The 20277-nt window shown below is 40.4% G+C and carries 18 protein-coding genes; 5 read left to right on the top strand and 13 right to left on the bottom strand.

Translation table 11 applies throughout. From position 1 onward, the window contains the following. Nucleotides 1-6 precede the first annotated feature (6 nt). Both DX873_RS13955 and DX873_RS13950 read right to left on the bottom strand, forming a co-directional pair. On the bottom strand, nt 7-738 hold the full coding sequence (locus tag DX873_RS13955; protein ID WP_116185091.1) for a LytR/AlgR family response regulator transcription factor: 732 nt from the start codon (nt 736-738) through the stop codon (nt 7-9). Then, nucleotides 738-2915 carry a tetratricopeptide repeat-containing sensor histidine kinase gene (locus tag DX873_RS13950; RefSeq protein ID WP_232520939.1) on the bottom strand — a complete coding sequence of 726 codons (2178 nt, stop codon included), beginning with the start codon at nt 2913-2915 and terminating at the stop codon, nt 738-740. Before DX873_RS13950 ends, DX873_RS13955 begins: the two co-directional genes overlap by 1 nt. A 240-nt stretch (nt 2916-3155) precedes the next feature. On the opposite strand from DX873_RS13950, the gene DX873_RS13945 reads away from it, so the two are divergent. Then, nucleotides 3156-4319, top strand: coding sequence for a vWA domain-containing protein (locus DX873_RS13945; RefSeq protein ID WP_116185089.1), 1164 nt, complete (start codon nt 3156-3158; stop codon nt 4317-4319). 52 nt (nt 4320-4371) lie between these two features. Here the strand turns inward: DX873_RS13945 and DX873_RS13940 are convergent, their stop codons facing one another. After that, nucleotides 4372-5403 (bottom strand): PorP/SprF family type IX secretion system membrane protein, encoded by a 1032-nt coding sequence (locus DX873_RS13940; RefSeq protein WP_116185088.1) that lies wholly within the window; start codon nt 5401-5403, stop codon nt 4372-4374. A gap of 125 nt (nt 5404-5528) precedes the next feature. Here DX873_RS13940 and DX873_RS13935 point away from each other — a divergent pair, with 125 nt between their 5' ends. The 4 genes from DX873_RS13935 to DX873_RS13920 all read left to right on the top strand — a co-directional run bounded on the left by DX873_RS13935 (nt 5529) and on the right by DX873_RS13920 (nt 9773). Then, nucleotides 5529-6425, top strand: a complete 897-nt coding sequence (locus DX873_RS13935) for a NifU family protein (protein WP_116185087.1) — start codon at nt 5529-5531, stop codon at nt 6423-6425. Nucleotides 6426-6494: 69 nt separating this feature from the next. Then, nucleotides 6495-6695 carry a dodecin family protein gene (locus tag DX873_RS13930; RefSeq protein ID WP_116185265.1) on the top strand — a complete coding sequence of 67 codons (201 nt, stop codon included), beginning with the start codon at nt 6495-6497 and terminating at the stop codon, nt 6693-6695. Nucleotides 6696-6761: 66 nt separating this feature from the next. Continuing rightward, entirely contained in the window at nt 6762-8876 is a 2115-nt protein-coding gene (locus DX873_RS13925) for a thioredoxin domain-containing protein (RefSeq protein WP_116185264.1), read from the top strand. A 69-nt stretch (nt 8877-8945) separates the two neighbouring features. Then, nucleotides 8946-9773: a mechanosensitive ion channel family protein gene (locus DX873_RS13920; RefSeq protein ID WP_116185086.1), complete on the top strand. Its 828-nt coding sequence runs from the start codon at nt 8946-8948 to the stop codon at nt 9771-9773. Here DX873_RS13920 and tsaB read toward each other — a convergent pair. From tsaB to DX873_RS13870, 10 genes are all read right to left on the bottom strand, one after another. After that, nucleotides 9770-10447 (bottom strand): tRNA (adenosine(37)-N6)-threonylcarbamoyltransferase complex dimerization subunit type 1 TsaB, encoded by a 678-nt coding sequence (tsaB, locus tag DX873_RS13915; protein ID WP_116185085.1) that lies wholly within the window; start codon nt 10445-10447, stop codon nt 9770-9772. The genes DX873_RS13920 and tsaB overlap by 4 nt on opposite strands. Nucleotides 10448-10465: 18 nt before the next feature. Next, nucleotides 10466-11794 carry a TolC family protein gene (locus tag DX873_RS13910; protein ID WP_116185263.1) on the bottom strand — a complete coding sequence of 443 codons (1329 nt, stop codon included), beginning with the start codon at nt 11792-11794 and terminating at the stop codon, nt 10466-10468. Between the two features lie 28 nt (nt 11795-11822). Next, nucleotides 11823-12965: an efflux RND transporter periplasmic adaptor subunit gene (locus DX873_RS13905; RefSeq protein ID WP_116185084.1), complete on the bottom strand. Its 1143-nt coding sequence runs from the start codon at nt 12963-12965 to the stop codon at nt 11823-11825. 27 nt (nt 12966-12992) lie between these two features. Continuing rightward, nucleotides 12993-14255, bottom strand: a complete 1263-nt coding sequence (locus DX873_RS13900; protein WP_116185083.1) for an ABC transporter permease — start codon at nt 14253-14255, stop codon at nt 12993-12995. A gap of 1 nt (nt 14256) precedes the next feature. Further along, nucleotides 14257-15486, bottom strand: a complete 1230-nt coding sequence (locus tag DX873_RS13895) for an ABC transporter permease (protein ID WP_116185082.1) — start codon at nt 15484-15486, stop codon at nt 14257-14259. Further along, nucleotides 15476-16180 carry an ABC transporter ATP-binding protein gene (locus tag DX873_RS13890; protein ID WP_116185081.1) on the bottom strand — a complete coding sequence of 235 codons (705 nt, stop codon included), beginning with the start codon at nt 16178-16180 and terminating at the stop codon, nt 15476-15478. Before DX873_RS13890 ends, DX873_RS13895 begins: the two co-directional genes overlap by 11 nt. Nucleotides 16181-16277: 97 nt before the next feature. Next, the gene (locus DX873_RS13885) at nt 16278-17387 is read right to left on the bottom strand and encodes an efflux RND transporter periplasmic adaptor subunit (protein WP_116185080.1); all 1110 of its coding nucleotides are present in this window, start codon (nt 17385-17387) and stop codon (nt 16278-16280) included. Between the two features lie 28 nt (nt 17388-17415). Further along, the gene (locus tag DX873_RS13880; protein WP_116185079.1) at nt 17416-18675 is read right to left on the bottom strand and encodes an ABC transporter permease; all 1260 of its coding nucleotides are present in this window, start codon (nt 18673-18675) and stop codon (nt 17416-17418) included. A 23-nt stretch (nt 18676-18698) separates the two neighbouring features. Continuing rightward, nucleotides 18699-19943, bottom strand: coding sequence for an ABC transporter permease (locus DX873_RS13875; RefSeq protein ID WP_116185078.1), 1245 nt, complete (start codon nt 19941-19943; stop codon nt 18699-18701). Between the two features lie 111 nt (nt 19944-20054). After that, on the bottom strand, nt 20055-20267 hold the full coding sequence (locus DX873_RS13870; RefSeq protein ID WP_116185077.1) for a hypothetical protein: 213 nt from the start codon (nt 20265-20267) through the stop codon (nt 20055-20057). Nucleotides 20268-20277 lie beyond the last annotated feature (10 nt).

Genomic DNA, 20277 nt, shown 5'->3' with positions numbered 1-20277 from the left:
GTTGATTTATTGAAAATAAGACAATAGTGTTGATTTTTTTGAGGCTGAAACTGAGAGTTCCTTTCCATTGGAAAGCACTACACTGCCTCCCTTTCCTTTTTTGTACTTTACAACTTCCGCCACATTTACCAAATAGGATTTATGGATTCTGGCAAATGCGTAAGGCTTTAGAACATCTTCAAAATATTTGAGCGTCTTACTCACCAAGATTTTTTTGTGCTCCAAGTAGATTTCGGTGTAATTGTCATCCGCTTTGCAAAAATAGATATCCCCCACTTCCAAAACTTGAAACCCATCTTGTTGTGGCAAGGTTATCTTGCCTTCCGCTTTTATTGAATTTGCCCTCAATACCTGACCATCCAGCGCGTTTTCTTTGGTTTTAATCTCTTTGACGTAATCCACCGCCTTAATCAATTCATCAATGTTGATTGGCTTCATTAAATAGTAGGCTGCATGATGGTTCAGCGCATCCATTGCATATTGATTGTAGGCCGTCACAAAAACTGTTTCAAAGGTGCGGTCGGGAATCTTATCCAATAAGTCAAATGCATTACCAAACGGCATTTCTACATCCAAAAACACCAAATCGAGGTTTGATCTTCTAATCAATTCCAAACCCTCCTTAATATTTGACGCTTCACCTAAAAGGTTCACCTCATCACAATATTTAGCTAGATAATTTCTTAGGATTTCCCTACTATTTGCTTCGTCTTCTATTATGATTGCCTGTAATTGCATCAGTCTTTTTTAAGTTTAAGGGAAACTTTGGTTCCTGTTTGGTCATCATTCAGGTTTGAAATGGAAACCTCTACCTTATTCTTGTACATTTCATTAAGAATCTTGATACGTTTCTTGATGTTCCCCATTCCTTTTGATTTCTGCTTCTTTTGATTGGAAGTCTTTAACTCTGCTGATTTTTTCCTGCCTATTCCGTTGTCAACAATGGTTATTTCCAACAAATCATGGGTTATTTGATGAACCCCAATTTTCAGGAATCCCTTTTCTTCCTTGTAGCGTAAACCGTGCCATATAGCATTTTCTATATAAGGTTGAAGCAGCATAGGGGGAATTTGGAATGCATCAACATCTATTTTTTCATCCACTTGGATATCATAATCAAACTTATCAGAGAACCTTGAATGCTCCAATTTCACATATAGCTCCAATAATTCCAATTCCTTAGAAAGTGGGATAAAGTCTTCTTCAGAATTTTCAAGCACACTGCGCATCAACACAGAAAAATCACTTAGAAACCTATTTGCACTGCGCTCATCGCTTCTGGCTATAAAATTATTTACCGAATTCAACGCATTAAAAATAAAATGCGGGTTCATTTGGGTGCGCAACGACCTCAAAGCAAGAAGATTATTGGTCAATTTTTGCTGTTTGTTGCTCCGATAGTAAAGAAATGTGGTCAGGGACATTAAAATGATGCCAAATATCAGCGAATAAATAATCCATTTTTGCCTTTTGCTGGTTTCCTGGAACAATTGCTGTTCTGTTACCGCCAGACTGTATTTGCTTTGAGAAAGTTCCCGTTCTTGTTCCAAACTGGCAATACGGTTCTGTTTATTCGCAATTTCCCGATTAAGACGAGCTGCTCTTCCTATTTCCTGTTCCTTTCTAACATACAGACTATCCACCACTGTTACGTAAGCTTGATAAGACTCCAGTGCCTTTGAAAAATCACCTTTGTACCGATAAACTTCGGAAAGTTTACGCGTAGCGTCTTTTTGCACCACCAGATCATCCTCTTCATCTGCCTCAACAATACTTCTCTCCAAATAAGGAATGGCCTCATCCAACCTATCTTGAGCTATGTACGCATTGGCTATTTTATAGTTGATTCGCTGCGAAGTAATTGTGTCTTGTTGCCCAAAGCTACTTGGCTGTTCCTTTTTTTCATCCGTATCCCGTAACTGTTGAAGCTCGTTCAAACTTTGTTTGCGCAACTGGATTTCGTCATCGTACCTATTTTTTTGATTGTAGAAATCCGCCACCTTTTCATTTTCTTGTATTTGCCTCTGTGGGGCCACTTGCTTGGAAAGACTCAGTGAGTTTTGATAAAATCCTTCAGCTTCAATAACCCTGTTCTCACTGGCGTATGTGTCAGCAATTTTTGAATTTAGATCAATGACCTTGGGTGAAATTTGATTCTTTTCGGCTATTTGCAGCCCTTCTTGGTAAAAATCCAATGCTTTCTTTAAATCCGATAAGCCTTTGTAGGCATCTCCCAGGTTTTCATGAAGCTCTACCCTTTGATAGGGAACCATGTGTTTTTCCTTAAGCAATGGTAAAAGCTCCTCTTCAGCATTCTTATATTCCCCGTTTAAGATATAGGTGTTCCCCAACAATAGTTTTGTTCGGTTAGAAGTCCTGGCAGCCAAGGCATCCTTGTAATTTGCAATGGCCAGGTCGTACTGTTTGTGGTACATGTAGATCTCACCTAAAGTGGTAAGGGACAGGGAAAGCTCTTTTTTATTTCCTCGGTTTCCAAGAGGGGCAATTGATTTTGCAATGAAATCGATACTCTTCTCTAAATCCGTTTTTTTGTAAAAATTAGCAGAGTCCAGGAATTTTTGGTGACCAAACGTACTTCTTGAGCTTATTTTCTTTTCTTTTCTCGGGGAATTGTTTGGAACATATCCCATAACCAAGATATCCACATCCTCGTCAGAAGTTATGCGATGTCTTACCGTTTCAAAATCGGGGCTTTCCACAATGAGAATGTCTCCTAAGGACACTTGAATCTTAAATTCCCCAAAAACATCCGTAGTAGTATACCTTCCATTATCTGTTGATATTTGGACATCTTTAATGGGCTCAAAGTTTTCCTTCCCCTTCACAGACCCTTTGAGTTCAAATGGTGCAGTGGTATTGCCTACTTGCGACCATCCCGTGCAGGCAAGCATCATGAAAAGAAATATGACATACTTTTTTAGACCCATGTTAAATAATACTACGGTAAACTTAGTTCATCCTAAGCGTTTTAAAAAATGAGATAGCTGTCAAAACTCCTTAAAAACAACCAAAATGAACCACCTTACAAAGACAACTCTACGGTTTACTCATTGGAGTGGACACTTCCCTCATTTTTGATTTTTATCCGAAAAAGTTGAGCCTACTTTTATCCCGACTTTTAAAATCATTGAACTATGAAATATTTGAAACACTTTTTAGGAATAACATTTTTTACCTTGACAATTGGAGCCATTTATGGTTACAATCTAAAAGCAAAAGAATCACAGACAACAGCTCTTCTTACAACTATGGAAAAGCCCGCCAAACAATATGTGAAAATTGCCTTATTGCTGGATACCAGTAACAGTATGGATGGACTTATCAATCAGGCTAAGGCACAGTTATGGGATATTGTAAATGAATTTACCCATGCCAAGTGCGGAAACGATACAAGACCTTCCCTTAAAATTGCCCTATATGAGTATGGAAACGATAACCTTTCTTCAAATGAAGGATATATCAGGCAAGTAATTGGATTTAGCAATGACTTGGATGAAATATCTGAAAAACTATTTTCTCTGACCACAAATGGAGGAGAAGAGTATTGTGGGCAGGTAATTCAAACTTCTTTAAAGCAACTAGATTGGGGTAAAAATGCCGATGACCTTAAAATGATTTTTATTGCCGGTAACGAGCCTTTCACCCAAGGCAAATTAAATTATAAGGATGCTGCCTCCCAGGCCAAGGAAAAAGATGTTATTGTGAACACCATTTTCTGTGGCAATTACCAACAAGGTATTTCCACCATGTGGAAAAACGGTGCGGCAATCACCGGAGGAGAATATATGGCCATAGACCACAACAGACAGGTGGTACATATTGACACTCCATATGATGATATCATCATTCAACTTAATTCAAAGTTGAACAACACTTATATTTCCTACGGGTCTTTGGGTAGGCAAAAGAAAATGCTTCAAAGTGCACAGGATAACAATGCAGCTGAGATGGAAGCAGCGGTTGCGGTAAAAAGGTCAGTGAGTAAGAGCTCAAGATTGTATAAAAACTCGCAATGGGATTTAGTAGATGCAGTTGAAGATGACGAGAGCGTCCTTGAAGAAATAAAGGAAAAAGATCTTCCAACAGAGCTCCAAGGAAAATCTGAGGAAGAAATCAAAAACTATGTGAAAGAAAAGAAATCTGAACGAAAAAAAATACAAGAACAGATTCAAGAACTTAATGCTAAACGAGAGGCCTTCATCGCCAAAAACCAAAAAGAAGAAAAGGGTGAGTTGGAGAATGCACTATTATCGGCTATAAAAACCCAAGCCTCCAAAAAGAATTATAAGTGGGATTAGACGCTTGTTTTATTGTTTGGAAAAGTGGTCCCGTTGGAAACAACGGGCCATTTTAATTATTGGCCGCAGGGCAGTAACAATCATAGCGTTTGCCTTGGTCCGTTTCACCAAAGTCGTAACCCAAGGTAATCTGATGAAAACCGCCATTGTCAAAACGAATATCCCCCGACTGATAGGAATAATTATAGGAGAACAAAAACCTCTTGTAATTGACACCAACAATAGGTGTGAAAAGCTGTAGTCGCTGTTCACCAAAACCCCCATTGTTTATGAATTGCGCCCCATCAAAACTTCTCCTATAGGAAAGTCCGCCCCAAAGCGTTGTATCATCATTTAAATCCTTGTAAACCTTCGCGTTTATGTCAATGGTCTTCTCCTTGGTGAAATCGGTCATCTGAAAAAGTACAGAAGGCTCTATCCGGGTATTTCTTCCAAAAACGTATCCAGCGGACAACAAATACCTACGTAAATTGTCAACTCTGGGTACCCCTAAATTATCGGGGTCGTCTGTTCTACCCCTTCGATATAAATCCCTGGATGTTTCCAAAACATTCAAGATAGCCGCATGGGCATAAAACTCCATAAAACTATATGAAACACCCAAATCCACATTAAAATAAGAGGCTGTAATCTTGGTACCGGAAATAGCAGGGTCAGGGAGTACCGACCTAAACTCTGTTTCATCTAGGCTACTCAGCAAGATTGTCCCGCTTAAACCAAAGGAGATTTGATTAAGTGTCCTAAAATCACCTCCCAGCTGCAAATGGTGGGCATAAGTCCCCTTAAAACCGGTCTGGGAATGATACCCATTGGCATCATTGAACAATATTGCTCCAACTCCGCTTCGTTCACCTACCCTAAAATTGGCGTTCAAAGTCTGTAAACTAGGGGCCTCATCAACATCAAACCATTGTTTTCTGGCAGTAAGACGTATTTTACCTCCTTCGCTTATACCGGCCATAGAGGGGTATACGAGATAATAGTTATCTGCCAAATAATCAAAATATACGGGTATTCCTTCTTGAGCCTTACAGGTCAGCCCAAAGATTAGGGTTATGATGAGTGAGGTTATATAGCGTCTCATGTGACGATTTTGGGCTTAAGTTTAGATTTTTAAGACAATCAAACACTAAGATAACGGTCGAAGAGGTACATTATTATATTTTGTTCCTCAACCATACTATTGGTATTTTTGTCAAAATATTTGCCATGAAAGAATACAACATTACGGTTGCATCTACCAACAACTCGAAAATACTAAAATTTGAGGCCAATAATTTTTTGGTAAAGGGAAACTATGAATATAAAAACATTGATGAAGCCAAGGATTCCCCATTGGCCCAGCAATTGTTCTACCTACCCTTCATCAAAACTGTTTATATCTCCGGAAATTTCATAGCCATGGAGCGTTTTGACATTGTAGAATGGGATGATGTTAAAGACGAAGTGGCCCAACAGTTGGTAGAGTATTTAAATGCTGGAGAACCCATAGTAAATGAGGAATCCACGCAAAAAAAGCAGCCCATAACCGTATACGCAGAGGTAACTCCAAATCCCGGAGTAATGAAGTTTGTAGCCAATAAACGAATTGTTCCCACCAGCTATGAATTCAAGAACATTGATGATGCCAAGGAGTCTCCTTTGGCTATGGAGCTTTTCCATTTCCCTTTTGTCAAGGAAGTGTTTTTTGATGAAAACTATGTTTCCATTTCCAAATTCGATGTTGCAGAATGGGAAGAAATCACCATGCAGTTAAGGGAGTTTATACGCGACTTTTTGGCCGATGGAAAACAGGTTGTATCGGAAACCGCCATTGAAAAAGCACGTGAAGAGGCTTCTGAAACCGTCGGCAATGTAAATCTGGACGAAACTTCCCAACAAATAATTGACATTTTAGAAGAATACGTGAAGCCAGCGGTTGCCAGTGATGGAGGCAATATCATGTTCCAATCCTACGAAAAGGAAAGTGGCACCGTTAATGTGGTCCTTCAAGGAGCCTGTAGTGGCTGTCCGTCATCTACTTTTACGCTTAAAAATGGTATTGAGACCATGCTTAAAAACATGATGGGAGATAAGGTAAACGAGGTGGTTGCCATCAATGGTTGATTTTCAGCATATCATTCGGTCATTGCGCCTTTTTTTCCTAAATTGAATGGAATTTTTAAAACATTAACCATGGTAGTATTAAAAGTAATTGAAGTATTGGCAAACTCAGACGAAAGCTGGGAACAAGCCGCAAAAAACGCTTTGGAACAAGCTTCCAAATCTGTAAAGAATATTCGCTCGGTATATATTAACGAGCAAAGTGCATCTGTTAAGGATGGAAAAATTGACGACTATAGAGTCAATGTTAAAATTACCTTTGAGGTAAAATAATCTTTTAGCAGGCCACCTAAAAATGCGCCTCTATTTGGCGCTTTTTTTATGTTCAAAAAAGTAGACATGCTCAAAAAAATCACCTTCGTAACAATTCTGTTGTTTCTAACACATGGATGTACCCAAAAAACAAACAAAGTGAGCCACAAATACACCAATGCCCTTATTCACGAAACCAGCCCCTACCTCCTGCAACATGCACATAATCCGGTAAATTGGGAAGCCTGGAAACCTGAAGTATTGGAACGCGCCCAAAAAGAGGACAAACCACTGCTCATAAGCATTGGGTATGCCGCATGTCACTGGTGCCACGTTATGGAAGAAGAATGTTTTGAAGATGAGGCCGTTGCCCAAATGATGAATGAAAACTTCATCAACATAAAAATAGACAGGGAAGAAAGGCCGGATGTAGACCAAATCTATATGGATGCCATTCAGATGATATCCGGAAACGGAGGATGGCCATTGAACATTGTGGCTTTGCCAGATGGAAGACCTTTCTGGGGAGCGACCTACGTTCCAAAGGAAAACTGGATAAAATCCTTGGAGCAGCTCACCAAACTCTACAAAGAAGACAAGCAAAGGGTAGTCCAATATGCAGCAGACCTTTCCAATGGAATCAATGCTATAAATCTGGTAGAGAACAAGGGGGACTCGGACATTTACAATCTAGATCAGTTGGATGGAGCTGTAGCTAAATGGTCGCAACATTTTGATAATTTCTTGGGAGGATACAAACGTGCACCAAAGTTCATGATGCCCAACAATTGGGATTTTCTCTTGCACTATGCCACTGCAAATTCCAAACCGGAGCTCCTGGAGCAAGTAAACGTTACGTTAAGGAGGATGGCCTTTGGCGGGGTCTACGATCATGTTGGCGGAGGTTTCTCCAGGTATGCCGTTGACACTAAATGGCATGTCCCCCATTTTGAAAAAATGCTATACGATAACGGACAATTGGCGAGTTTATATGCCAAAGCCTATGCCGTTACCAAAAACGAATTGTACAAAGAAGTAGTCGAGGAGACCATTGCTTTTGTGCAAGAAGAGCTTCTAGATAAAAATGGAGGGTTCTATTCTTCATTGGATGCAGATAGCCTGGATGAAAATGGGGAACTTGAAGAAGGGGCCTACTATGTATGGACAAAAGAGGAGCTCGAACAATTGTTGGGAAGTGACTTTGAAGTTTTCAAAGATTACTACAACATTAATTCCTACGGCCTTTGGGAAAAAGGCAATTATGTTCTTATTCGGGATAAGGATGATGCGGAAATTGCTGAGAAACACAATCTCTCCGTTCCAGTGTTGAAAGAAAAAATGAACGAAGCGCTCAGCTTGCTCAAAAAAGAAAGAGCAAAACGTAACAAACCAAGATTAGATGATAAAATCCTTACCTCTTGGAACGGATTGATGCTTTCAGGCCTTGTAGATGCTTATCGATATTTGGGCAATCAAGAGTATCTAGATTTAGCCTTGGCCAATGCTAAATTTATTGAAAAGGAAATGCTTAAAAAGGATTATTCCCTTTTCCGTAACCATAAAGAAGGTGAGAGTACCATCAACGCTTTTCTTGAAGATTATGCTACGGTAATTGAAGCATATTTGGCGCTTTACGAAGTAACTTTTGACGAAAAGTGGTTGAATCACGCCAAATCTTTGTTGGATTACACTCAAAAACACTTTTTGGACAAGGATTCAGGTATGTTCTTCTTCACTTCAGATGAAGACCACTCATTAATACGAAGGAGCATAGAGGTCAATGACAATGTCATTTCGGCTTCCAATTCCATCATGGGCAAAAACTTGTTGAAATTCCACAAACTTTTTCCACAGGAAGGATATGGGGACATTGCCAAACAAATGCTCAAAAACGTACAGGAAAATTTTGATGAAACAGCGCAGGGCTATGCCAACTGGTTGAACCTGGTACTTTATGAAAACCAGAATTTTTATGAAATAGCCATCCTTGGAGATGATTTTAAAACCTTAGGAAAGGAAATCAGTGGAAACTACCTTCCCAATAGTATTCTAACTGGATCCAAAAAAGATGGCAGTATTGAACTTTTGCAGAACAGGTACGTTGAAGGGGAAACTTTTGTGTATGTATGTATTGAGGGAACGTGCAAACTCCCCGTAACTACTTCCCAGGATGCTTTAAAACAAATTAAATCCTTCAAATAACCAAGTTTTGGTCGCTTTTAAACCAACAAGGAACTACATTTAACATCATCTTTTAAAAACATATTAGTTATGGAAGAGTTGGAAGGTTATCAAGAATACATTGATAAAAGCATAGACTGGCTTATAAACATGCTGCCCCACCTTATATTGGCCATAATTATTTTTGTAGTTGGGCTTTGGGTAATACGTTTTATAAACCGTATTGTAAGAAGGTTTTTTGACCGCAAGGACTACGACGAAACTCTGGAAACGTTCCTTCAAAGCTTTATTAGCATTGCGCTAAAGGTACTTTTGTTCGTTTTAGTGGTAACCCAACTCGGAGTAAAGACCTCTTCACTAGTGGCCATGATCGGTGCGGCCGGACTTGCCATAGGATTGGCCCTTCAAGGTTCGCTGGCCAATTTTGCAGGCGGGGTATTGATCCTCATATTCAAACCATTCAAGATTGGGGACTGGATATCGGCCCAAGGGGTCGAGGGCAGTGTTAAGGAGATTTCTATTTTTAGTACCAAACTCAACACTTTTGGCAACCAAGTGGCCATAATCCCCAACGGACAGCTTTCAAACGGGAGCATTGTCAACTATAACATGGAAGATACCCGAAGGGACAAATTTGATATTGGCATAGGATATGGCTCCAATATTAAAGAGGCCAAAGACATTTTACTAAAAATCTGTGCGGACTACCCCGACATACTTACCGATCCAGCTCCAGAGGTATATGTAGGTCAACTTGGGGACAGCTCTGTAAATCTTACACTTCGTTTTTGGGCCAAAAATGAAGTTTTCTGGGCGTCTCACTTTTATGTAATTGAAGAAACAAAACTACGTTTTGATAATGCTGGGATTGAAATTCCCTTCCCACAGCGTGTTATTCACAGCATGGATGGGGATTAGTCCTTCTTCTTGGTGTGCACTACAAAATCCTTTAAATAATAAGGTTCAAAATAGGCAACATCCTCAAATTGACCTGCCTGATATTTTTCATGGGACAAAATGGCCATCTGTCTGGAAGATGGCAACACCGAATTATCAAAATGAAAATTGGAATGCTCTAGAACTTCTTTGCACTTTGCGGCTCCACTTCCAACAATGTGCACCTTTTGTTTGGCAACATATTCAGAAAAAGCGTTTTCATCTATGATCTCGGCTCTTGTCCCCCTTATTTCGTGGTAATCTGAATCAAATACTGCGGAATATACCTCCATCCTTCGTGCATCCAGAACAGGAATAATGATTTCTCCCTCTCCAGCATTGGCCTGATATGCCATACTTTGCAATGTTGGAACGGAAATCAAGGGTAAATCCAACGAAAAACAAAGGCCTTTTGCAGCAGAAACACCTATTCTCAACCCGGTATAAGACCCTGGACCTTTACTGATTGCCATGGCATCCAAATCCGAAAAACGCAAAGAAGCCTCATCCAAGGCTTCTTTTATGAATACATGCAGCTGTTCTGCATGCGAATAGTTCAACGAATTGTTTTCCTTTATGGCAACGATTTCTGTACCGTTGGAAATACTAACGGAACAATTGGTCGTTGCGGTTTCTAGATTGAGTATCTTGGCCATAGCGGCCACAAATATACGCTAGTTTAAGGTTATTGGAATACCGAAGTAGAACTCCAATATTTTCAATCTAAAAATATAGTCATACTTGGTCCTGATCACATCGGCCTCGGCGTTGTCCAGTCTGGATTGGGCCTGACTAAAATCAAAAGCATTCATTAGACCGACATCAAATCGTTCCCTGGCATAATCGTAAGCCAACCGTCTTGCTTCCAATGTTTTTTCAGCGGCTTCGTAGGCTTTAAAGAAAGAAGTAACATCAACATACGCTTGGTTAATGTTTGTTTCCAACTCAAGCTTCTGTTGCTCTAATTGTACTCTTGAAATGTCCACGTTGATCTTAGCACGTTTTACGTTGTTTCTGGTGCTCCATCCATTAAAAATAGGCACGCTTACCTGAACTCCGTAAGAGATACCATCAAAAATGTAGAGCTGGTCAAAAAAGTTACCAAATATGTTGTTTTGATCAGAGTATCTGGTGTTATAGTTAAAAAATCCAGCTAGTGTTGGGTAACGCGCACCCTTTGCTATTTCCAAATCCTTTTCGGACAGCTCCACATTGCTTTCAGAAAATTTAATGTCATTTCTAAAAGTAAGGGCTTTGTCAAAAATCACCTTTGGTGAATTGGATAGGATATCAGAGATTGGAATATCAAAGGATTCTTCAGCGATATCGAAATTCTCATAATCGGTAATCTGCAGCAATTGGGCAAGATTGATCTTTGAGATAAGCACCAAGCTCTCCCCATTGACCACCTGCTGCTCTTGATTGGCCGCTGTTGCTTCAATTTCCAACAAATCCCCTCGTGGTGAAACCCCGGATTCCACCAATTCCTTGGTACGTTTTAAATCCTGCTCGGTAACGGCCAACTGAGCTCTAAAAGTCTTCAAGGTTTCTTTGTTGGATAACACCTGAAGGTAAGCATTGGCCACATTCAACCTAATATCGTCTTTTATATCATCTACCCGATATTGGTTGGCAATTCCATTCAATCTTGCTCTTTGAATCCTTTTAAAATTTCGGAGTCCATCAAACAAAACCACATTTGAAGACACATTGGCATTAACGTTAAAAATGGTGTTGGTGGTTGGCTCGTTGGTTGCCGGGTTAAACGACAGACCAGTATTTGAGGAAATTGTTGTGGTACCATTCAAATTTGGAATAAGTGCTCCGATGGCATCAGATTCATCAATTTTGGCATTCTCCAAATCGAGCTCAAACTGTTTAATGGTCAGGTTGTTATCCACCGCATATTGCACACATTCCTGTAGCGTCCATTTCTTCATTTGCCCAAAGGATGTATGTGCCGCGAATAGCAACAACAAGATTGCGATTATTCTACTTTTCATTCGTTTTTTGATTTTGGTTGTTATTAGATTAGGCATCCTCGTCTGATTCTTCCTCACCTTCCTCTAGACCTTTTTTTATGGGTTCTGTTTTGTTCCATTGTTTTACCTCATCATTTTCATCTAAACCAGAAACAATTTCCACATTGATTCCATCAGAAATTCCTATTTCCACATCTCTTCGTTCAAACTCCTGCTCTCCAATGGAAACCTCTACATAAGGTTTGTCCGTTTCCTTATCAAATTGAAGCAATGCTTCAGGAATTACCAGTATACTGTCCTTTTTCTCAAGAACCAAGGAAGCATTGGCACTGTACCCTGCTCTGATCAGAAAATCATCCTCTACGGACACATCGCCCTCTATTTTAAATTGTACTGCTCCTGACTCTTCTACTCCTTTTGGGGCGATGAACTTCAGTTCGGCATTGAATTCTTTGTCTTCGATGGCTCCCAAACTGATCTTTAGTGGCATTCCTATTTCCAATTTCCCTACCTCACCTTCGTCCACCTTTCCTTCAAAGATCATTTTACCTAGATCTGCAATGGAGGCAATTGTGGTACCATCATTGAAATTGTTACTTTGGATGACCTGATCTCCTTCCTCAACAGGAATTTCCAAAATGGTTCCTGCTACCGTAGCTCTAATGTTGGTATTGGCCGAAGAAGAACCGCCAGCAGAACCAACGCGAATAATTTGATAGTCCGCTCGTGCATTTTTCAATTCTTGAATGGCCTGATCGTACTGTAATTGTAAATTGTTGAAATCCTGGCTGGAGATAACGCCTTTATCAAAAAGGGCCTTGTTACGATCGTACTCAATTTTAGTGTTGTTCAATGCTATTTCTGCATTGCTCACACGACCTCTTGCTTGATTTAATGCTTGTTCATTGGGAACCACTTTGATCACTGCAATCAAATCGCCAGCATTGACCGGGTTGCCCTCTTCCAAATAAATTTTGTCGATAATCCCAGAAATTTGTGGCTTGATTTCCACTTCATCTTCAGGAATCACCTTCCCAGTGGCCACAGTTTTCTTTTCAATATTGGAAATGAAAGGTTTATGGGTTTCGTATTCAATTGCGGATTTGCTATTGGACTTTATAAAAAATGTAGCAGCCCACAAAGCACCAAATACTAGTACTCCAAGTCCGACCCATTTTAAAATTTTCTTCATCTTATTGATTATTTAGTTTTAACTTTTTTATTCTTCTCTAAGTGCATCAATTGGTCTAATGCTAACTGCCCTTTGGGCAGGAATCAATCCTATTAGTATTCCCAGAATGAGCATGAGTGCAAAAGCTCCCATTACCAAAGGAATTGGTACAGTTGGATTTGTATAGGGGAAATCGATGCCCTGTGTTGCATTGTTGACGATACTCAATGTTAGTGCACCAAGAATGATTCCCATGATTCCGGCAATCAATGTTAGGAACAAACACTCAAGTATGATCAGTGTCCTCACTTCCCCGGGTGTAGCTCCCAAGGCTCTTCTTACTCCAAGTTCCTTGGTTCTTTCCTTCACAGAAATCAACAAAATGGCGCCAATACCAATGATCCCAGCTAAAATGGTTGCAATACCCACTATCAGTGAAATAAAGGTCAAACCTTTTGAAAATCCCATAATCTTGCTGAAAACTTCACCTAGATTGAACGTTCCGAAGGCGCGTTCATCTGTTGGGTCCACTCTATGGATATTTTTAAGCACAGATTTTACATCTTCCTCCACCTGTATCACATCGGCATCATCAAAAGCTGCCATCGAAAACCAACCTACATTTTCTCCAGAATTGTACAATCTCCTGTAGGTGGTAAATGGAATGTAAATATCGCTATCCGAATCAAACGGGGCATTCTGAACAAATTTGTGCACGCCAACCACCTGAAAATAAATTCCATCTATTCGAATATATCCGCCTATGGGGTCCTCATCCTCCTCGAACATTTCTTTTTGGGTACGTTCTCCTATGATGCAAACTTTTCTAGCTTGTTCTATATCGTCATCATTCACGAACCTGCCCCCGTCGTATATTTTTTTGGTGGCTATTTTGGTAAAAACCGGAAAATCGCCATATACAGGGTAGTTGCCGGATTTTGAACCTCGTGTGATTGAAGCTGGTGCTGAACCAAAGGTTCCTTTTACATTTCTTGGGGCGATGTATTGAAGCTCAGGAATTCGATTCTGCAAAACTGTGGCATCTCCAAGTTTTAACTGCAACTGACGTCCGGTCTTGTAGCCCGAATAGGGTTTGCTTGTACTTTGCGCCCATGCAAAAAGACTGTTCATAGCCACTGTTTCAAATGATTTTTCAAAACCATTGTCCATACCTTTGGCCGCTCCCGACATGGCTATGTAGACGAAAATACCCCATAATACCCCAATGATAGTAATGATGGTACGTATCTTATTCTTCCGAATAGATCCAAAAATTTCTTGCCATGTATTTCTATCAAATAAAAGTCTCATCTCATTCGTCTCTTAGTGCTACTATGGGTTTAATCTTTGCTGCCCTTCGAGCCGGAATATATCCTGCCAAAGCGCCAAAAAGGATCAGGAACACAGTGGCAATTACGGCCACGGTAGTATTTATATATGGGTTTTTAATAAAGTAGTCCTCTAATTTGATTCCAATAGAATTGAGGACGGCTAGACCGACCAACATTCCTAAATAACCAAAAATTGTAGTAATGAATACGGATTCAAGCAGAATAGAACCAATAACCGCCTTTGGAGTGGCTCCCATAGCTTTTCTGATTCCGATTTCCTTGGTTCGTTCCTTAATTACAAATACCATGATGTTACTGATACCAATAATACCGGCTATCAAGGTTCCCAATGCAAAAATTGATGCGATTATGGCCAAAACATTGGCAAATTGTTGGTTCTGCTTTAATTGATCCGCCACATTCCGAATGAACAATCCGTTGGGGTCTTCGGGGCTAATGTATTTTTTGTCCCTCAAAAACTTGTCCAAGCTAGCTTGAAAGGCCATAGCTCCCGCATATCCAATTTCTGGCTTGAAGCCTAAAATTATTTGATCAACTTCATCCGTATTCTTCTCAATAAGTTGTCTCGTAGTGTATGGAATATAGATGTAGCGTTCTTCATTGTCTCCTCCGTCATCTTGAAAGACACCGATCACCTTGAAAACACTTCCTCCAATATCTATGTATTTATCAAGGGCATTTTTGTTGCCGAACAGATCTTGTTCTACCAAACGACCAATCACGGCATATTTTGTTTTGTCCTCGATATCTCGTTCATTGAGATATCGACCTTTCATCATAATCGTTTTTTCGTTGAATTGATGACCAGGTGCCACCGCCCGAGTATTGTAGTTATTGGACTCTTCTTTGTATTTGGTCAATGCAGAACGGGATATTCTCGGGGTGACATATTCCAAGAACATGGCGAAGTTCTTTTCGATATCCGCTAAGTCTGAATTATCAAACTCAATAATCCTGTTAGATTTATAACCTTTATAAGGCAAGGAAGTCCTGCCTGGGAAAAGAAAGAAAGTATTGGTGGCATCATCATTAAAGAACTCTTCAAAAGTATTTCGGAGTCCATTTGTCAACCCAACCAAAGTAACAAAAATGAGTATCCCCAAAGCTACTGTGAAACCAGCAAGAAAAGTTCGGAGCTTATTCTTTTTGATGGATAAAAATATTTCCCCCCATGTATCCCTATTGAACATATTCGGATGCCCTTACTTGTTTTACTTTTTTGTCTTCCACAATCACACCATCTCTCAAATGCACTATACGTTTGCACATGTGCGCAATATCTTCCTCGTGGGTTACTACCAGAATTGTATTTCCTTCGTCATTGATTTTTTGAATCAAGTCCATAACCTCATAGGAAGTTGTGCTGTCCAAAGCACCTGTTGGTTCATCCGCCAAGAGAACTTTGGGCTCAGCTGCCATTGCCCTTGCAATGGCCACCCTTTGTTTTTGACCCCCAGATAGCTCACTAGGCAAGTGTGTTGCCCATTCCTTGAGCCCCACTCTTTCCAAATATTGCAATGCCTTTTCCTGGCGTTCTTTTCTAGGAACCTTCTGATAGTATAAAGGAAGCGCTACATTTTCAAGTGCACTCTTATAGTTTATTAAATTGAAAGATTGAAAGACAAACCCCAAAAATTTGTTCCGATATTGGGCAGCCTTGGTTTCGCTCAAGTTCTTGATCGGAACCCCATCCAACGTATATTCACCGGAATCTGCTTCGTCCAACATCCCCAAGATATTCAGCAGTGTAGATTTACCCGATCCGGATGATCCCATAATGGCGACCAACTCTCCTTCTTCAGCTGTAAAATTGATTCCCTTTAATACATGAAGGGAGTTGCTCCCCATTTTATAGGACTTATGTAGATCTTTGATTTCTATCATGATTGGTGATGTTAGCTATCTAATGGATTAACTCCTGCAATAGGACTTACAAGTTGTTAATTTGTTACAAGAATTATTGAAATATTTTGTTAAATGATTAGTTGGCCTCGTCTTCTTCTATAGCATTCCAGACTTTGACCTTATCATCGGCACCAATACCAGATTTTATCTCCACATAAATACCATCACTTATGCCCAATTCAATATCTCTTCTCTCAAATTGTTGCTCCGAAGTTTCTATTTCTACAAAGGGCTTTTTGGTCTCTCCATCAAATTGAACAAGTGCCTCTTTCAATGCCAACACATCATCTGCCCGTGCCAAAATAATAGAAGCATTGGCACTAAGGCCAGCTCTAATGAACGTTGAATCTTGCTTTTTAAGGGTTCCCTTGATTTCGAACTGGATAGCTCCGTTCTCTTCTTTTCCCTTCGGGGCGATATAATCCAGAACGGCATCAAAAACTTGATCTTCAATGGCGCCAACCGTAATTTCAAGTGGAAGGTCCTCTTTTATCCTTCCTACTTCAGATTCATCCACTTTTCCTTCAAAAATCATTTTTTCCACATCTGCGATGGCCGCAATTGTGGTTCCTTCATTAAAGTTGTTGCTCTCAATAACCTGATTGCCCACTTCAACTGGAACTTCCAGCACCATCCCGCTTACGGTAGCTTTGATGAGTGTATTGGCGGAATTTCTAAATCCGCTTGTGGTTCCTGTTTTTACAATGTCATATCTTTTGTTTGCAGCTCCATAGGATTGTCTTGCCTGGTCATAGGCTACCTGGGCCCGTTCCAAATCGGCCTTGGAAATTACGCCCTTGTCAAAAAGGGAAAGCTGACGCTCATAGTTCCTCTTTTGATCATCCAAGTTGATTTTGGACTCGTCAATAGCATTTCTGGCATCGTTCAGCGCATTAAGGTTGGGCACTACCTTAATTTTCGCCAAGAGATCACCCGATTTCACATAATCGCCCCCTTCTACATAAATCTCCTCAATAACGCCCGAAATGTTTGGTTTAATGAGCACTTCCTCTAAGGGAAGAATACTTCCTGTGGCAACGGCCTTTTTTACGATGTTCTGCTTAACGGGTATTTCGGTTTTATACTCAACAGGGTCTTCGGAGTTCTTTTGGTACAAATAGTACATAGAGCCCCCAAACACAATGACTATGAGCAAAAGGATGATAATGGTTACTGATTTTTTCATTTTATTCTCTGTTTGATCTGATTGATTTTTATTCTGTTCGCAATGCTTCTATGGGACGCACCCTTATAGCGCTGTTTGCAGGGATGAACCCGGCCAAAAGACCAGAGACCATCAATATGACCAGTGCACCGGTCACCACTCCCACACTAACACTTGGGTTAATAAACATATCCACAGGACCCACACTGTCCAATAGTGCATTAATGCCATAAATGACCAGGGTTCCAAAAATAATCCCTGTCATCCCTGAAATAATCGTAAGAAAGATGGACTCCATAAGTATCTGCTTTTTTATGGACCATGGTTGTTCGCCCAAGGCCCGTCTAATCCCAATTTCCTTGGTACGTTCCTTGACTACGATCAACATGATGTTGCTCACTCCGATAATACCAGAAAGTAGCACCATAATGCCCACTAGGTATGCTATTGCCTTGAGTCCCACAAATAGGCTTTCAACCCTATTGAACTGCTCGTAAAGGTCAAAATATCCAATGGCCCTCTTATCTTCCGGATGAATTTTATGCCGTTCTCGCATAACATCTATAATACTTTCTTTGAGCTGGGAAATGGAACTGCCATCATGGGCGGTAATGGCCATCCAGCCAACATCTTCACCTCTGTTGAACGCTTGGGAAAATGAAGTAAAGGGAACAAAAATTTCCTTTTGGGCCTCTTCCCCATCCCCATCATTGTTCTTTTTCTTGTAGGTACCAATGACCATAAAATTCACTCCCTGAATCTTGATATAGCTTCCTAAGACCTCTTCTCCTTTTTCATACAGTTCCGATTTCACTCCTTGTCCAATAATAGCGACCTTTCTTTTTTCCTCAATATCATTTTGGTTGATAAAGCGTCCTGAAGTAACGGTCATGGGATCTTGGTTGATAATTTCAGGATAATCCCCGTAAACGTTATATGCGCCCACGCGAATACCACGGATTACATTTCCTCCGCCACGAAAGCCTCCCAATTGGTTTCTTGGGGACACAAATCTAAGGTTGGGAATATTGTCCCAAATGGCCTGGACATCACTCACCTTAAACTCAAAACTCCGATCCTTTGGCAAGCCTTCATAAGGCTTTGTGGTTCTACGGGTCCACATAAACATGGTGTTGGTGGCAATGTCACCAAAATCGGCCCTGATGCCATTTTCAAAACCTTTTCCAGCTGCCAGCAGTATAATCAATATAAATATGCCCCAACAGACCCCAAAGGCCGTTAATACCGTGCGTCCAATATTGCTGGTAAGTACTTCTAAAATTTCCCGCCATCTATCCCTACTGAACATGACTGTGATATTGTAAAGGTTTGTTATTCATCTCTCAAAGATTCTATTACTTGCACTCTTGCGGCCCTCAAGGCTGGGACAAGTCCAGCTATGGCCCCTGCAAAAACCAGGACCAATACGGTAGTGAAGGCTACATTGAAGTTTACCGATGGGTTAACGATATAGTCTATTTGAACGTGCGGCCCAACAATTTCTAGGAGCAACATACTAAAAATCAATCCCGTGAAACCCGAGATGGCCGTAACAAAAATGGACTCATGCAAAATCATTCCCACAATGGACCATGGTTTGGCCCCCAAAGCTTTGCGTATCCCAATTTCCCGGGTTCTCTCCTTTACAACAATGAGCATGATATTACTTACCCCTACCACTCCGGCTATGATGGTACATACACCTACAAACCAGAAGAAAATTTTCATATTGTTGGTTATGCCATAATATCGCTTGGCTTCTTCCATAGCGCTCCAAACACGAACTCCTGACTCATCGTCAGGTGCCACAATATGTTCTTCCTTTAAAAACTTTCTAAGATTGTCCTTAAAAGCCACAGCTTGGGCCACGGCCTGGTCAAAATTCTCTACGGGCGGAAGGGTATAGGTCAAGGTATTTAGCTTATCATCCCCATTGAAAACCCTTTGCGCTGTGGTGACCGGAATGTAAATCCTTTCCTCTTCCCGTTCGTTTTGTTCTACGAACACCCCGATAATCGTAAATCTAATTCCCGAGATGTCGATAGATTCACCCACGGGCGTCTCCACTTCCTTGAACACATCCTCCTTGATTTTTTTGCCGATCACGGCAACTTTTCCCAATGAAATCTCATCCTTATAATTTACGAATCGACCTTCTATAGTGGATACCCCTTCAATAAACTGAAATTCGGAGGACACTCCCTGTATGCTATAGACCAAGGCTTCATTGCCATAATTTATGTTCACACCTCGGACAAAGGCTCTTGGGGATTCGTACTCAATATCCTCTTTGAACATTCTCCCTGCGGTTTCAAAGTCGTTACTTTTAAATTGAATCCTTCTTCCTGGATTTAATCCTTTATAGGCTTTTGATGTTGCCTCGGGCCACGCCCAAATACTGGTTGTTGCATCCTGTTTGAACTCGTGTTCAATACCATTGCGCATACCTTGGCCAAAACCTAATAAAATAACAAGGATGAATATTCCGGAAGCTACGGAAAGTCCAGTTAAAAAAGTACGTAATTTGTTCTTCCGTATGGTGTCAAATATTTCTTGCCACCTTTCTATATCGAACATAGGTCAGTTAGTTATGATTGATGAATTACGCGAACGTACTTCTATAGGATAATCAAAGACCTGGATTGTTACACTTTTATATAGAAATTTACTAAAATTCTTGTGATTTTTTTAGTTTCTCATCTTTCGATAGATGAAATAGAACAAACCTGCTACCAAAACATACGGAATAGCCATCAGATAAACGATTCCATTGTTGAGACCTTCGGCAGTTTTTCCGTCAGCTTCACTTTCCACAACTGCTCGACACATGGCACATTGCGCATCCATTACCTCAGGAAGCAGCAAAACAGCAATAAAAAGGATTACCAGTCTGACTTTCATAAACAAATAG

This window comes from Flagellimonas nanhaiensis (assembly GCF_003382275.1).
GTDB lineage: Bacteria > Bacteroidota > Bacteroidia > Flavobacteriales > Flavobacteriaceae > Flagellimonas > Flagellimonas nanhaiensis.
This window is presented reverse-complemented; position numbering and strand designations above follow the sequence as displayed.